Origin of the sequence: Limnothrix redekei LRLZ20PSL1, assembly GCF_043235035.1 — a bacterium.
Lineage (GTDB): Bacteria > Cyanobacteriota > Cyanobacteriia > CACIAM-69d > CACIAM-69d > CACIAM-69d.
The window spans coordinates 78585-91950 of sequence record NZ_JAZAQF010000001.1 but is presented as its reverse complement, the minus strand read 5'-3'; the positions used below and the strand labels follow the sequence as shown (position 1 = coordinate 91950).

Genomic DNA, 13366 nt, shown 5'->3' with positions numbered 1-13366 from the left:
ATCAATTTAAGGATCAATGAGGATCAATAAACTCGGCCAGTTTCATTGCGGCGAATTCCATTCCTCCACCAGAAACAGTCCGAGTAAGGCAGTCCGAGTAAGACAGTCCGAATAGGGGCGTACGGCCATACGCCCCTATAGCCATTTCAAAACTGCTTAAACACTTGCGCGGTCTTTCGAGCAAAAACAGCTAATGGGCGAGTTCGTTCGCGGTTTCGGCTTCCCAGGCGGCGCGGACAAGGCGGATGTCGGCGTAGGTGTAGCGCTGCTGCAAGAAGTCGTAGATTTCCGGGAGTCGCTGGGCCCCGCAATGGTCGATCGCCCGGATAATTTCTTGCTGGATCTCGGGAGCCACAAAATCATCGATGTTGATTGCGTAGCCCTTGCGGATCAGCTCTTCGATATGGGTGACGATCGTGGTGGTGCGCAGGTTGCGGGCTTCGGCGATGTCCGCGAGGCGCTGGCCCTGTTGGTAGAGTTCCCAGGTGCTGTAGATGGTGGCGCTGACGGCGCGGCTGGTGCGATCACTGATTCGCTGGTCGATCGCGCTGGCCGGTGAATCCAGGTTGAATTCCTGACAAAATGCCCCGATCGCCGCCGTGAAGGTTTGGCCATATTGCTCCAGCTTGCGGCGACCGACTCCGGGCACATCGGCAAACTGCGCCAAATCCAGGGGCCGCAGCTTGGCCATGGCCCGCAGGCTGGCATCGGTGAAGACCACGTAGGGCGGCACGTTTTGCTCGTCGGCTAGTTGTTTGCGCAGTTGCCGCAGCCGATCGAACAGGGGTTGTTCTTCGGGGGCCAGGTCTTCGGTGTTGCTGGTGGGGCGATCGCGCCGCTGGGGGGGCACAGCGACCCAGACTTCCCGCTGTTTGCGCAATACTTCCCAACTGAGGGCGTTTAACCGCAAAACTCGATAGCCATCGGTGGTTTCATCGACCAATCCCTCGTGCCGGAGCGATCGCGCCAGTAGTTGCCATTGTTCCGCCGTCCGATCCTTGCCAATGCCGTAGGTCGAGAGTTCTTGATGGCCGTTGCGGAGGATTTTTTCGTTTTTGGAGCCGCGCAACACGTCGATGATGTATTGCGTGCCGAACCGCTCCCGCACCCGGGCCACACAGGAGAGGAATTTCTGAGCCGGAATCGTCCAATCTTCCAGGGGTTTGGGATCGCGGCAATTGTCGCAGCCGTTGCAGTTACCGGGAAAGGCTTCGCCAAAATAGCCCAGTTGGATCGTGCGGCGGCAGACGGTGCTTTCGGCATAGTCGATCGTCTGGCGCAGTTGCTGTTGGGCGATCCGCTGCTCGTTAGGGTCGGGCTTTTGGCCGATCAGATATTCAATGCTGCGAATGTCGCCCGTGCCGAAGTAGAGGATGCAGCGGGCGGGGTCGCCATCGCGGCCGGCGCGGCCGGATTCTTGGTAATAGCCTTCTAGGTTGCGGGGCAGGTCGTAATGCACCACCAGCCGCACGTCAGGTTTGTTGATGCCCATGCCAAAGGCGATCGTCGCCACCATCACCCGCACATCGTCGCGAATAAAGCGGGTTTGGTTGTTGGCGCGGCTCTCGTTGTCCATGCCCGCGTGGTAGGCCAGCGCTTCGATGCCGTCCATTTGCAGCTTGCGGGTCAGCTCGTCCACCCGTTTGCGACTGAAGCAATAGACGATCGCGGAGCCATCGGTGGTGCGCAACAGCCGCAACAGTTCGGGATAGGTGTTGCGATCCTTGGGCCGCACTTCGTAGTAGAGGTTGGGACGGTTGAAGCTGGCGATGTGGATGCGTGGATCGCGCAACTGCAACTGGTGCACGATGTCTTGGCGGACGCGATCGGTGGCGGTGGCGGTCAGGGCCATGAAGGGCACGTTGGGATAGCGATCGCGCAGGCTCCAGAGTTGCCGATATTCCGGGCGGAAGTCGTGGCCCCACTCGGAGACGCAATGGGCCTCATCGATCGCGAATTGCGCCAAGCCGATCGTCTGGTGGATCCGATCGATCAGGGGCAAAAATCCCTCGGTCATCAACCGTTCGGGCGCAACGTAGACCAATTTATAAACATTGTTCAGCAGTTCCAATTCGCGCGATCGCAACTCGGCCACGCCCAAACTGCTGTTCAGGAAGGTGGCGGAAATCCCGTTATCGCGCAGGGCAGCCACCTGGTCTTGCATCAGGGCAATCAGCGGCGACACCACCACGGTCAGGCCGGGTTGCAACAGGGCGGGCAGTTGAAAACACAAGGATTTGCCGCCGCCCGTGGGAATCACGACCAGTTGATCGCGCCCTGCCAGTGCCGCTTCCACAATGTCCCGCTGGCCGGGCCGGAAGCTGCGATAGCCAAAGTACTGCTTGAGGGCCTGATCAAGGTTGGGATCGGTGACCCGATCGGGCGTTGTGGAGGGTTGCCCCGCCGTTTGGTTTGTTGTCTGACCAACCCCGATCATGTTCCTTGCCGCCACTCGCCGTGCAATTCCTTGCTGAATTTAGCCCAAAACGGCAGTCCATACCGATCTCGCTGGGGATGGGCGATCGATCCGGGGCCGGGGTTCAAGTACGACCTGCCATAAGCCAGAAAATATACCCCGCTGATGTCAAAATAATCACCGATGGGCTGATCTACATCCGGTCATGAACTCTTCCTTTGTGTGGCGGTGGCTTGTGCGACGATCCTGCACATCTGGGCTGCGGCCCGTTGATGATCCGGGTTCAGGATTGGCGGCTGGCTCTGTGGTTGTGCGTATTGTGGGTGAAGATCTGGGTTCTGGATCGGTTGCTGGTTCCGTGACTTTGGGTGATGGGCGATCGGGTCATCAAACCCAGAAGGCTTCTCACTCAATTTCAGGCTGTTTGATTTCAAATCGCTTGATGGCGGGTGACTCAGCGGCGGGATTTACGCTGCTGGAATTGCTGATTGTGGCGGCGATGGTGGGCATCCTCAGCGCGATCGCCGCGCCCGTTTGGCTATCTTTTGCCGATAATCAACGCCTCAGCCAAGCCCAGGATGCGGCCTTTCGGACGTTGCGAATTGCCCAAGCTCGGGCCCGCCAAAACCGCCGGATTTGGGAACTGTGTTTTCGGGATACGGGACGATCGGTCGAGTTGGCGGTGCAGCCCGCTCGGACAGGTTTTTGTGACAACGCTCGGTGGGAACCTCTGCTGGCGGAGGCCACGGGCACGATCGGTGTGGCGATCGATGTGGATAACAGCACCCTGCGATCGCGCAGTGGCGTTTACCGAATGCAATTCCAAGGCAGCGGCTGGGTGAATGGGCAACTGGGCCGCATCACCTTTCAACTGCGCGATCGGGCGGATGATAGCCGCCGGAGTTGCGTGTTTGTGTCAACCCTCTTGGGTGCATTGCGGGGCGATCGCGATCGGGCCTGTTTGCGCTAACTCACGGGTGGTTGTCCCGATGGTTCACGGGCTTTAATTCTTCGCTTTTTCGCTCACGCCCTGGCCCAGCTCAGGAGCCACGGGATACCAACGCCAGCGCTGAAGCCGAAACCGCAGCATGGTGAACCGGGCCCGTTCCGCCACCGGGCGATCGAGCAATTGCTCCACGGGCAACACTGTGCCATCGGTCTGCACAGCCAAATTGTCCGCATCTAGCTCCAGCATCCAATTGCCGAACCGACAGGTGACCGGCGTGATCCGAAAACCACTCAAGGACTCGATCGGGTAGCCAATGCGCGCCCCCACACAAAACACCTCCTCCGGGGCCCGACTCACGCCCCGCAGCGCGATCGCCACTTCCTCGCGTAATTTCTCAGATTGCTCAATTAACGATTGCCACTCGGCCAGGCTGGAGGAGCCACCAGCCAAAGCAGGCTGGACTTCCCAGCCAACGGTGGTTACTCGTACAACTCCCACCAGAATAGTGATCAGCCCCAAAGTCCAATGTATGTACTTACCCATTGATCGGGAAGCAACCGCCGAGCGCTCAGACGATTACGTAGCCTCTGCTACAGTTTTAGCCCGATCGATTCAATCTCAGCCCAGTTCTCAAGAAAACCACACAGCAATTTCAGTGCGTCTGGTCACCACGATTCGATCGCCTGCCTCGTATCATGCAACCGAAGCGGGCCCCTCATCGGATTGACCCACGGGAAGCGGCCAAGGAGTGAATGAAAAACAGCGCGGGCAACGCTCCGCCCGGCCGCCACCAACCGATCACTCCTAACCTCCCCCAACAAACCCTCAGAGCCACTGACTGACCATGGATCACGAAAGCGAATACATCAGCAAAGCCGAAGCCACCCGGGTGCGCGTTCTCAGCGAAGCCCTGCCCTACATTCAGCAATTTGCCGGGCGCACGGTGGTGGTGAAATATGGCGGCGCAGCCATGAAAGACGATCGCCTCAAGGACAAGGTGATTCGTGATGTTGTGTTCATGTCCTGTGTGGGATTACGTCCGGTGGTGGTGCATGGGGGCGGGCCCGAAATTAACAACTGGCTGGGCAAACTCAACATCGAGCCACAATTCCGCGATGGGCTGCGGGTGACCGACTCCGACACCATGGATGTGGTGGAAATGGTGTTGGTGGGCCGTGTGAATAAGGAATTGGTCTCGCTGATTAACCAGGCCGGCGGCATGGCGATCGGGCTTTGTGGCAAAGACGGCAACTTGGTAACCGCTCGCCAAAAGGGCAACCGCGAGGAAATTGGCTTTGTGGGCGAAGTCAACAGCATCAACATCGATGTGTTGGAACCGATGTTGAACAATGGCTATATTCCCGTGATTTCCAGCGTGGCGGCCGATGTGGACGGCCAAGCCTACAACATCAATGCGGACACGGTGGCCGGGGAGTTGGCGGCAGCCCTGGGAGCCGAGAAGATGATTCTGCTGACGGATACGGCCGGGGTGCTGCGGGACTATAAAGATCCTTCGACCCTGATCCCCAAGGTGGATATTCAAGGGGCCCGGGAACTAATTTCCCAAGGCATTGTCGGCGGCGGCATGATTCCCAAGGTGAACTGTTGTGTCCGATCGCTGGCTCAGGGGGTGCGAGCAGCTCACATTATTGATGGCCGCATTCCCCACGCCCTTTTGCTGGAAATTTTTACGGACGCGGGGATCGGAACCATGATTGTGGCCTCCGATCTGATGAAGTCTTGAACGCCTTAGGGTGCGGGTGCGGTTCTTCATAACCCTGATCCCGCAGCCATGAGATCGTGGGGGGCAAGGGGTTTCGGCCCCTTGTCTAGTATGGGTATTGCGGAAGTTCCCTGAAGCAACCTGAACCGTTCTGAACTGTTTCGAGCAATCATGACCTATTCCACAAACACCCTGGGCGTGGCGATCGCCGGTACGGGGTTTGGCCAAAAAATCCATCTGCCGGTGTTGCAGCAGCACCATCGCACTCGCCCGATCGCCCTGTACCATCGCCAAATTCAAACGGCCCAGGCGATCGCCCAACGGCATCAACTCCCCTATGCCTTCGATAGTTTTGAGGAAATGGTGGCCCTGCCGGCGGTGCAGGCGGTGATGATTTCTACGCCGCCCTTTTTGCACTACACCATGGCCCAAACGGCCCTGGCGGCCGGGAAGCATGTGCTGCTGGAAAAGCCGGTGACCATGACGGTGCAAGAGGCGATCGCCCTAGAGCATTTGGCCGCGAAAACGGGGGCGATCGTGGCGGTGGATTTTGAGTTTCGGATGGTTCCAGCTTGGCAATATTTGGCGGAACTGCTGGCGGACGATCGCGTGGGCCAAAAGCGACTGATCAAAATCGATTGGATGGCTTCCAGCCGGGCCGATGCCAGCCGGCCTTGGAATTGGTATGCCCAGCGATCGAGCGGTGGCGGGGCCCTCGGGGCGATCGGGTCACATACCTTTGACTACATCCATTGGCTGTTTGGGCCCGTGCGGCGGTTGTTTGCCCATTTGGTCACCTCCGTGCCCGCCCGACCCGACCCCAGCAGCGGCCAACTGAAACCGGTGGATTCCGATGATATTTGCCAACTCCTGCTGGAGCTGACCGACGGCACACCGGTTCAGGTCTGTTTAAGCTCCACAACCTACCAAGGGCGCGGCCATTGGGTGGAAGTCTATGGCGATCGGGGCACGCTGATTTTGGGCAGCGACAACCAAGCGGACTATATCCATGGGTTCAAGCTCTGGTATGCACCCGCAGGCGAGCCGTTGCAAGAATTGCCCATTCCCGATCGCCTGGCGTTTCCCCAAACCTATCCCGATGGGCGGATGGCGGCCGTGTTGCGGGTGGTCGATCGCTGGGTGCAGGCGATCGATCAAGGCCAGGCGATCGCCCCATCCCTCCACGAGGGGATTGCTTCTCAGCAGCTAATGGACTTGGCCCACGAGTCCCACGATCGGGGTCAATGGGTGACGGTTCCCGATGCTTAACGGCCTTGGCTTGCGGCCACTGAACACTCTTGTTCAGCAACAACTGGCAGCCTAACGTGCGCCCATGGTCTACCAATATTCGGGGTTGTTGAGAGCCTCGACACAGAAAGACCGACCCTTGATCGATCGAATCTGATCTCCCGTCAAAGATTGGGCCAACCACCCTTCTGGACGCTGTAGCGCGAAGGGGGGCGGAATCACCGCCTCCGTGACCCCTCGGAATCCCACTTTGGAGTAGAACTGGGGGTCACCGTAGGTCACGACAAGTTCTACTCCCTCCTTTGAGAGAGCATCTAAACCAAATCTGATCAACTGCTGACCAATCCCTTGGCGCTGAAAATCAGTCCGAACAGCAACGGGCGACAGAATGAAGGAATTAGTTCCATCCTCAAAGATCAGTCGTGAGAAAAAAATCCCTCCGATAATTTGGTCAGCTTCTGTGGCAACAAAGCCGTAGAAATTACTTGGGTCAGTGCTACTAATCAAGTCTTTTACCAGTCGCCCAACGATCGCTCCTTCGGACTGACCTTCAGAGTTTGTGAATGTTTGAATGAACAGTTGCTCGATTTCAACTGCATCATTGGGCTGGTATAACGACAGTTTCATGGTTGCTCCTTGCAAATGTCGAAAGTTGGAACATTGGAACATTGGAACATTGGAATATATGTTCGGAATATGTGTAATTTTGCGGTTAATTCAGCACCAGTTGGTTCAGCATTACCCTCTCCCAAAAGGCGATCAGAGTCGTTGAGTGATGCGTTATCAAGTGGGCAACGCTCCATAGGCGACTGGCCCCTTGAACACAGGAGTGGCGAGCGACCCCTGTTGAAATATCTTCGATCTGAACTATGCTCTTGAGATGAATCGGCCCAGCTCGATCGACGGCGGCCACAGCTAAGCCATTTGGCATTCCGTAGCCAGCCGCTGGGCAACCAGCTCGTGATTCAAGTGCGGTTCTGGTGGAGATCAGCCACCAGAGGTAACGGGGAAAGTCCGGTGCAAGTCCGGCGCTGTCCCGCAACTGTGATGGGCGATCGCCCTGAGTCAGGATGCCCGCCGCGCGATGTTTACCCCTTCCACTTCTGCGAGGTTCGGACTGTGGAGTCCTCACAACTTTTGTCACCGACGGGCGAAACGCTCGCGGCCCATTCCGCATCCCCATCCGTCGTTTTCAGCCAAGCTGGCTCCGGGAAAACCAGCCCAGCGCCAACGAATGGAGCCGCCTCGGCCGCTGTGGTGCAATCGGCCGACCAACCCGCCACCGTTCCCATGGCCCTGTTGGTTTGCACCACCTGTGCCAGCACTTGGCAAAACGGCAAGCGAGTGGGCATCAGTGGCGGTGAGCAACTGCTTGATCGCCTGCAAAGCCATTTAGCGGACGGGGCAAATGGAGCGATTGCCCTGACTCCCACCCAATGCATGAGCGCCTGTAGCCATGCCTGTGTGGTAGCTTTTGCGGCCCCCGGTAAACACAGCTATCTGTTTGGGGACTTGCCCCACGATCCGGCCCACCTGGATCAGACCGTGGAGGCGATCGCCGCCTGTGCCGATCTCTATGTCAATCGCCCCGATGGTCTTTTGGCCTGGGGTGAGCGGCCGGAACCCCTGAAAAACGGCGTTTTGGCCCGCATTCCCCCCACCACGGTTTCGATTGCCTAGGGGCTGTTGCCCGCTCCCTAGAATTCTGCATCCATCCCATATTCATCCCATCCGCCCACTAGGGCTTGGAGAAATTACCCATGCGACAAACCAAAACATTGGCATCGGTTCAAGGTTGTTTTGCTGGCGCTGTGACCGGTTTGGCCCTGCTGTTGGCTGCTCTGCCCGCATCGGCGCACCACATGATGGGCGGTCAAGTGCCCAGCAACGGCTTTGAAGGATTCATGTCCGGTTTGGCTCACCCGGTGATCGGCTTGGATCACTTGGCCTTTGTGGCGGCTTCCGGTTTGGTGGCGATCGGGGCGGCCCGAGGGTGGATTGTGCCTGTGGTCTTTGCGGCGGCAGCCCTCGGCGGCACGGGGCTACACCTGCAAAGTTGGGATTTACCCTTCCCGGAGCTGATGGTTTCCGGTTCGGTGGTGCTGTTTGGGTTGTTGCTGGCCATGGGTCGCCAACTGCCGACGGTGGCCTTGGGGGCGATCGCCCTGGTGGCTGGCTTGTTTCATGGTTATGCCTACGGTGAATCGATCGTGGGGGCGGGTATGGTTCCCCTCACGGCCTATCTGATTGGGTTCACGGCCATTCAGCTCACGATCGCCCTCGGGGTGCGGGGGTTGGTGCAACAGTTGGCGGAAGGCTCGATCGCCCAAACCCTTCGCTACATCGGCTTTGCCATTGTGGGTGCGGGCGCGGCATTCTTAGCCTCGGCCTTGGGCGCTTAGGACTGATCGGGACTGGAGTTCAAGGACTGAATTCAACACCAACAACCATGCACAAAATTCCCGTTACCGTTGTCACTGGCTTTTTGGGCGCGGGCAAAACCACGCTACTGCGCCATTTGTTGCAAAATCCCCAAGGCCGACGGATTGCCGTGCTGGTGAATGAGTTTGGCGAAGTGGGGATTGATGGGGACTTGCTGCGATCGTGCCAAGTCTGTGACGAAGAGGAGGCGACTGGCCCCAATAACGGCCCCAGCAACGTGATTGAGCTGACCAATGGTTGTCTCTGCTGCACGGTGCAAGAGGAATTTTTGCCGACGATGCAACAGTTGCTCGATCGCCGGGAAGATATCGATTGCATTGTGATTGAAACTTCGGGGTTGGCGCTGCCCAAGCCGTTGGTGCAGGCCTTTCGCTGGCCGGAGATCCGCACGGGGGCGACGGTCGATGGCGTGATTGCCACGGTGGACTGCGAAGCCCTGGCCGCTGGTCGCGTGGTGGGCGATGTGGCCGCGCTGTTGGAGCAACGGGCTGCCGATGACAGCCTGGAGCACGAAACCCCGATCGAGGAATTGTTTGAAGACCAGCTCGCCTGTGCTGATTTGGTGTTGTTGACCAAGTGCGATCGGGTGGAGCCGATCGAGGTGGCGCGGGTGGAAACCTGGCTGAAGCAGGAGTTGCGACCCGGGGTGAAAATTGTCCGTTGCCAGCGGGGGGCGATCGCGCCGGAACTGTTGCTGGGCTTCAATGCGGCCGTGGAAGACAACCTGGACGATCGCCCCAGCCACCACGATCATCACCACCATGACCACGATCATGACGATGAGCATGATCACGATCATGACCATGATCATGACGACGACATCAGCGCGATCGCCCTCACCCTCGGAACCGTGGAGCCTCGCGCCCTGGTGCAACGCCTAGAGCGGCTGGTGCAGGAGTGGGAAATCTACCGCATTAAGGGATTTGCCGATGTGGCTGGCAAGCCGATGCGGTTGGTGGTGCAAGGGGTGGGGCCGCGGTTCGAGACCTTCTTCGATCGCCCCTGGCGGCCCGATGAAGCGCGATCGACCCAATTGGTGATCATTGGTCGCGATTTAGATCGATCGGCGATCGCGGCTGCTATTGGATAAGTTCAAGCTCAGGGAAAAGTTACATGGCCTGATTCCAGGTCGTGCCCACAAACACGATCGCCGCCATCAGGGCCAACAGTCCTTGAATCACGTTGCCAATGATGGATCCCAACAGGATGCCCAAGGCCGCCTTCAGGGAAACTTTGAAGCGGGGCACGAGCGGTACGGTGCGCCGGTAGAGCATTTCCCCCACCACGGCCCCCAACACCGGCCCCAACAAAATGCCTGCCAAGGGCCCTCCGATCGGGAGGGCTGGCAACAGGCCAAAGAACCCCAACAGCAACCCCACGATCGAGCCAATTTGCCCCCACTGGCTGGCTCCGGCCTTTTGTGCGCCAATGATGCCCGCCAGGTTGTCGATTAACAGGCTCAAGACCAACACGGCGATCGACACCCACAGGGCCGTGGTCACCAGGGCCCAGCCCTTGACGGCTCCCCAAATCACCACGGCCAACACCACCAAACTGGGCCCCGGAATGGCGGGGATGAAGGATCCCAAAACACCCACCAAGGCCATGGCGATTAAGCCCAAATACAAAATTGTCTGACCTGTCTGCCCGTCCATGTTGAGTTGCGAATTGAGCTGCGAGTTGGTTGGTGAATTTGGGCGAGTTAATCGGGTTGGGATGACAGCGGGCTAGCGATCGAGCCGCACCCTCGGATCCAAAACTCCGTAGAGGCCATCCGCAATCAGATTGAACAGCACAATCAAAATCGCATAGATAAACGCGATCGCCATCACCACGGGCGTATCGTTGCGCTGGATGGAGTCCACCAGCAAAGAGCCAATGCCCGGCACACGGAACACCTGCTCCGTCACGATCGCCCCTGTGAACACCGCTGGCACATCAAGCGCCACCAGCGTCACCACGGGAATCAAGGCATTGCGCAAAATATGCCGCCCCACCACGATCCATTCCGGCAGTCCCTTCGCCCGAGCCGTGCGCACATAGCCCTGATACACCTGTTCCAGCACCGAAGCGCGGGTGAACCGCATCAGGCCGGCCGTTTGAAACAGGGCCAACACCCCGATCGGCATCATGGACTGCTTGATCTGCTCTCCCAGGCTAGCGAAATCCACCACTTGCAGGTTGCTGTCATAGATAAAGGGCAGCCAGCGCAGTTGCACACTGAACAGCAAAATCACCAGCAAGCCCGTGAAAAAGGGCGGCAGAGAAAAGCCAATGAAGGAAATGAGCGTGGCCGTGCGATCGACCCATCCATGGCGCTTGAGGGCAGCAATTAGCCCCAACGGCAGGGCAATGAGAGCGCTGAATCCATAGGCCACCCCCACCACGGCCAGGGTGGTGGGTAACCGTTGGCCAATCAGTTCCAAAACGGGCACCCGACTCACGAAGGAGTAGCCTAAGTCGCCCCGCAGCAGGGACAGCAGCCACTTGAAATAGCGGATGTGAACGGGTTGATCCAGCCCCAGGGAGGCGCGAATTTGTGATCGCACCTCGGGGGAGAGGGCCCCGTTAGCGGCAAATTCACCCAAGGGGTCGCCGGGAGCCAGGGCCAGGATGCCAAAAATAATCAAACTGATGGCGAGCAGCGTTGGAATTGCCACCCCAATTCGTCCGAGGAAGTAGCGCCCCATGGTTTCAGTAGCGATTGATCCGGCTGATGGATCGAGTGATTGAATCGAATGCCTGAATTGAACGATTGATCAGGGCATTGACCAACGTTCAAAGTTCAGAGTTCAGAGTTCAGAGTTCAGAGTTCAGAGTTCAGAGTTCAGAGTTCAGGCCGATGATAGGCCTTTGGGGCCGATCGCCCCGTAGCCAGCGAGACCCGCCGTGCAGATTGCTTTGGGCGGGTCTCGCTTGACCAGAGTGGCCTTAACGGACAAATTGGGGCATGATTTCAGCGGCGGTGAACAGGCCAAATTGCCCGCGCCGTTGCAGGGAAACGCCGGCCTTCAGATAGCCAAAGGCGGGGCCACAAACGTTGGCGGCCATGCTGGTTTCGTCGCCGAGGGTGAAGGTGTGGGTGGAGATTTTGCCCTCGAAGGTGCGGCCCGTCACTTGCACGTTGGTGCTGAGGGGTTTCTTGGCGTTGCGCGTATCCACCACACCACCGACGGTGACCCGATCGCGGCTGCAAATGCCCGCCAGCTCCAGCATCAGATCATCGGCATGTTCCATGTTTTCCAAAGATAGGATGCCGTTGGTGGTGTCGAGCAGGGCTTCGACTTCCGCATCGGTCATCAGGCGGGCCCGCTCGGTGTCATAACCGGGCATGTGGGCGATGTCTTCGCGGATGGTGGCGCGGTAGGCTTCCCAGTTGGCGATGCCGACTCCAAAGGTGATTTTGACGCTGTGAACTTCGGCGTAGCTTTGGGCGGCGATCGTGGCGGCGGCGGTCAGCAGGCCGGGGGTGGCTCCGCAACCGGTGAGGTAGGTAATGCCAGCGTTGGCGAGCCGATCGCCCAGGGCCAAGATCTGTTCCATGGCGCTGGTGCGTTTGAGGGCATCCACCAATACGCCGCGCCAACCGGAGGCGATGATTTGTTCGACAACCTCGGCCATGAAGGTGTTGGGCAGGTTGGGCAGGGCCAGGAAGAAGCCATCGACGTTACCCTTGGCGGCTTCGATCGCCTCCAGGATGCTGGTGGGGCTGAGGGAGCCGCCGGGCAGATGGCCCACGGAACCCCGATCTCGGTAGGTGGCGATCGCCCGATCGGGATCTAGCCCTTCGGGGCTGTAGGCAAAGCCATCGCGATCGACCGCTGCCACCAAGAGCATTTCGCGCTTGGGAGCCAGCACCCGCGCCGCCGCTTGGCCCAAGCCGCCAAAGCCCATCACCCCAACCCGAATTGCGCCGGTCTTGTCCGAATTCACCATTTGCGCCGATGCCAAGTCCACAACCGAATGACTCATAACGGAATCCCCAAACTGAACGGGTCAATCAACTTCCAACAAATTCCCACAATACAGATTCCAACAAATTCCCAGTGCGGGAAAACGCAGGAAAAAGATAACCCCCAATCATTGCAGTGATCGGTAAATCTCAGCAATCGCGATCGCCGGGCCACCTGCCCAGGCTCGGCGGGTTTTGATCAAGATTGCCTGGGCAGCGGGTTGCCCAAACCGGTAGCTGACAATACTTTCGAGCGATAAATGCTTGGTGCTCAATGGCCGATCGATTGCCCCAAACCCTTGCCAATGCGTCCCTTGACTGCGATCGGAAGTTACGCCACACTATCAAAAAGGCAAAGTCAGCGCTCCTATCCAATTTAAACAATTGTCAAGAAGCGTCTCGAAATGGATCGTTTTTGGGCGATCCGAATCGATCGATTCTCGATCGACATTTCAGACCCTCGGTAATTCGGTGAAATCCCGATTCTAAAAAGACCATGGTTTGCTCGGCGGGCGCTTTCAGCAGCTCGGAACTCCTTCGTTGGGTTCCCCGTTGCGGAGCGATCGCCCGAGTCAGTGCTCAAAAACCTGTACGAGTTATCCCGATCGGGAACTTGTGCAAAGGCCTTGAGACCGC

At 58.4% G+C, this 13366-nt stretch carries 12 protein-coding genes and 1 riboswitch; of the genes, 6 read left to right on the top strand and 6 right to left on the bottom strand.

Annotated features, from left to right (window positions below):
• Positions 1-190: 190 nt before the first annotated feature.
• Positions 191-2437: a DNA helicase RecQ gene (gene recQ / locus VPK24_RS00395; RefSeq protein ID WP_393009713.1), complete on the bottom strand. Its 2247-nt coding sequence runs from the start codon at positions 2435-2437 to the stop codon at positions 191-193.
• 184 nt (positions 2438-2621) lie between these two features.
• Between recQ and VPK24_RS00390 the strand changes: the two genes are divergently transcribed.
• Positions 2622-3386 carry a pilus assembly FimT family protein gene (locus VPK24_RS00390; RefSeq protein WP_393009711.1) on the top strand — a complete coding sequence of 255 codons (765 nt, stop codon included), beginning with the start codon at positions 2622-2624 and terminating at the stop codon, positions 3384-3386.
• A gap of 33 nt (positions 3387-3419) precedes the next feature.
• On the opposite strand, the gene VPK24_RS00385 is transcribed toward VPK24_RS00390, so the two are convergent.
• Entirely contained in the window at positions 3420-3908 is a 489-nt protein-coding gene (locus VPK24_RS00385) for a hypothetical protein (RefSeq protein WP_393009709.1), read from the bottom strand.
• Positions 3909-4209: 301 nt separating this feature from the next.
• On the opposite strand from VPK24_RS00385, the gene argB reads away from it, so the two are divergent.
• Together argB and VPK24_RS00375 are read left to right on the top strand one after the other, a co-directional pair.
• Positions 4210-5109 carry an acetylglutamate kinase gene (argB, locus tag VPK24_RS00380; RefSeq protein WP_393009707.1) on the top strand — a complete coding sequence of 300 codons (900 nt, stop codon included), beginning with the start codon at positions 4210-4212 and terminating at the stop codon, positions 5107-5109.
• A gap of 150 nt (positions 5110-5259) precedes the next feature.
• Entirely contained in the window at positions 5260-6357 is a 1098-nt protein-coding gene (locus VPK24_RS00375; protein ID WP_393009705.1) for a Gfo/Idh/MocA family protein, read from the top strand.
• A 69-nt stretch (positions 6358-6426) separates the two neighbouring features.
• Here the strand turns inward: VPK24_RS00375 and VPK24_RS00370 are convergent, their stop codons facing one another.
• The gene (locus tag VPK24_RS00370) at positions 6427-6963 is read right to left on the bottom strand and encodes a GNAT family N-acetyltransferase (RefSeq protein ID WP_190529363.1); all 537 of its coding nucleotides are present in this window, start codon (positions 6961-6963) and stop codon (positions 6427-6429) included.
• Positions 6964-7291: 328 nt separating this feature from the next.
• Positions 7292-7432, top strand: a riboswitch (cobalamin riboswitch).
• Between the two features lie 23 nt (positions 7433-7455).
• Here VPK24_RS00370 and VPK24_RS00365 point away from each other — a divergent pair.
• From VPK24_RS00365 to cobW, 3 genes are all read left to right on the top strand, one after another.
• Positions 7456-8016 (top strand): DUF1636 domain-containing protein, encoded by a 561-nt coding sequence (locus VPK24_RS00365; RefSeq protein WP_393009702.1) that lies wholly within the window; start codon positions 7456-7458, stop codon positions 8014-8016.
• Between the two features lie 80 nt (positions 8017-8096).
• Positions 8097-8738, top strand: coding sequence for a HupE/UreJ family protein (locus VPK24_RS00360; RefSeq protein WP_393009700.1), 642 nt, complete (start codon positions 8097-8099; stop codon positions 8736-8738).
• A gap of 47 nt (positions 8739-8785) precedes the next feature.
• Positions 8786-9868 carry a cobalamin biosynthesis protein CobW gene (gene cobW / locus VPK24_RS00355; RefSeq protein ID WP_393009698.1) on the top strand — a complete coding sequence of 361 codons (1083 nt, stop codon included), beginning with the start codon at positions 8786-8788 and terminating at the stop codon, positions 9866-9868.
• Positions 9869-9887: 19 nt separating this feature from the next.
• Here cobW and VPK24_RS00350 read toward each other — a convergent pair whose 3' ends face one another.
• The 3 genes from VPK24_RS00350 to bioU all read right to left on the bottom strand — a co-directional run bounded on the left by VPK24_RS00350 (position 9888) and on the right by bioU (position 12714).
• Positions 9888-10433, bottom strand: coding sequence for a DUF456 domain-containing protein (locus VPK24_RS00350; protein WP_099532400.1), 546 nt, complete (start codon positions 10431-10433; stop codon positions 9888-9890).
• Positions 10434-10505: 72 nt separating this feature from the next.
• Entirely contained in the window at positions 10506-11468 is a 963-nt protein-coding gene (locus VPK24_RS00345) for an ABC transporter permease (RefSeq protein ID WP_393009696.1), read from the bottom strand.
• Between the two features lie 241 nt (positions 11469-11709).
• Positions 11710-12714 (bottom strand): (S)-8-amino-7-oxononanoate synthase BioU, encoded by a 1005-nt coding sequence (bioU, locus tag VPK24_RS00340; RefSeq protein WP_393009892.1) that lies wholly within the window; start codon positions 12712-12714, stop codon positions 11710-11712.
• Positions 12715-13366 lie beyond the last annotated feature (652 nt).

Coding starts and splice junctions, on each gene's coding strand:
- recQ (WP_393009713.1), bottom strand. CDS start 2,437: ATGATCGGGGTTGGTCAGACAACAAACCAAACGGCGGGGCAACCCTCC.
- VPK24_RS00390 (WP_393009711.1), top strand. CDS start 2,622: ATGAACTCTTCCTTTGTGTGGCGGTGGCTTGTGCGACGATCCTGCACA.
- VPK24_RS00385 (WP_393009709.1), bottom strand. CDS start 3,908: ATGGGTAAGTACATACATTGGACTTTGGGGCTGATCACTATTCTGGTG.
- argB (WP_393009707.1), top strand. CDS start 4,210: ATGGATCACGAAAGCGAATACATCAGCAAAGCCGAAGCCACCCGGGTG.
- VPK24_RS00375 (WP_393009705.1), top strand. CDS start 5,260: ATGACCTATTCCACAAACACCCTGGGCGTGGCGATCGCCGGTACGGGG.
- VPK24_RS00370 (WP_190529363.1), bottom strand. CDS start 6,963: ATGAAACTGTCGTTATACCAGCCCAATGATGCAGTTGAAATCGAGCAA.
- VPK24_RS00360 (WP_393009700.1), top strand. CDS start 8,097: ATGCGACAAACCAAAACATTGGCATCGGTTCAAGGTTGTTTTGCTGGC.
- cobW (WP_393009698.1), top strand. CDS start 8,786: ATGCACAAAATTCCCGTTACCGTTGTCACTGGCTTTTTGGGCGCGGGC.
- VPK24_RS00350 (WP_099532400.1), bottom strand. CDS start 10,433: ATGGACGGGCAGACAGGTCAGACAATTTTGTATTTGGGCTTAATCGCC.
- VPK24_RS00345 (WP_393009696.1), bottom strand. CDS start 11,468: ATGGGGCGCTACTTCCTCGGACGAATTGGGGTGGCAATTCCAACGCTG.
- bioU (WP_393009892.1), bottom strand. CDS start 12,714: ATGGTGAATTCGGACAAGACCGGCGCAATTCGGGTTGGGGTGATGGGC.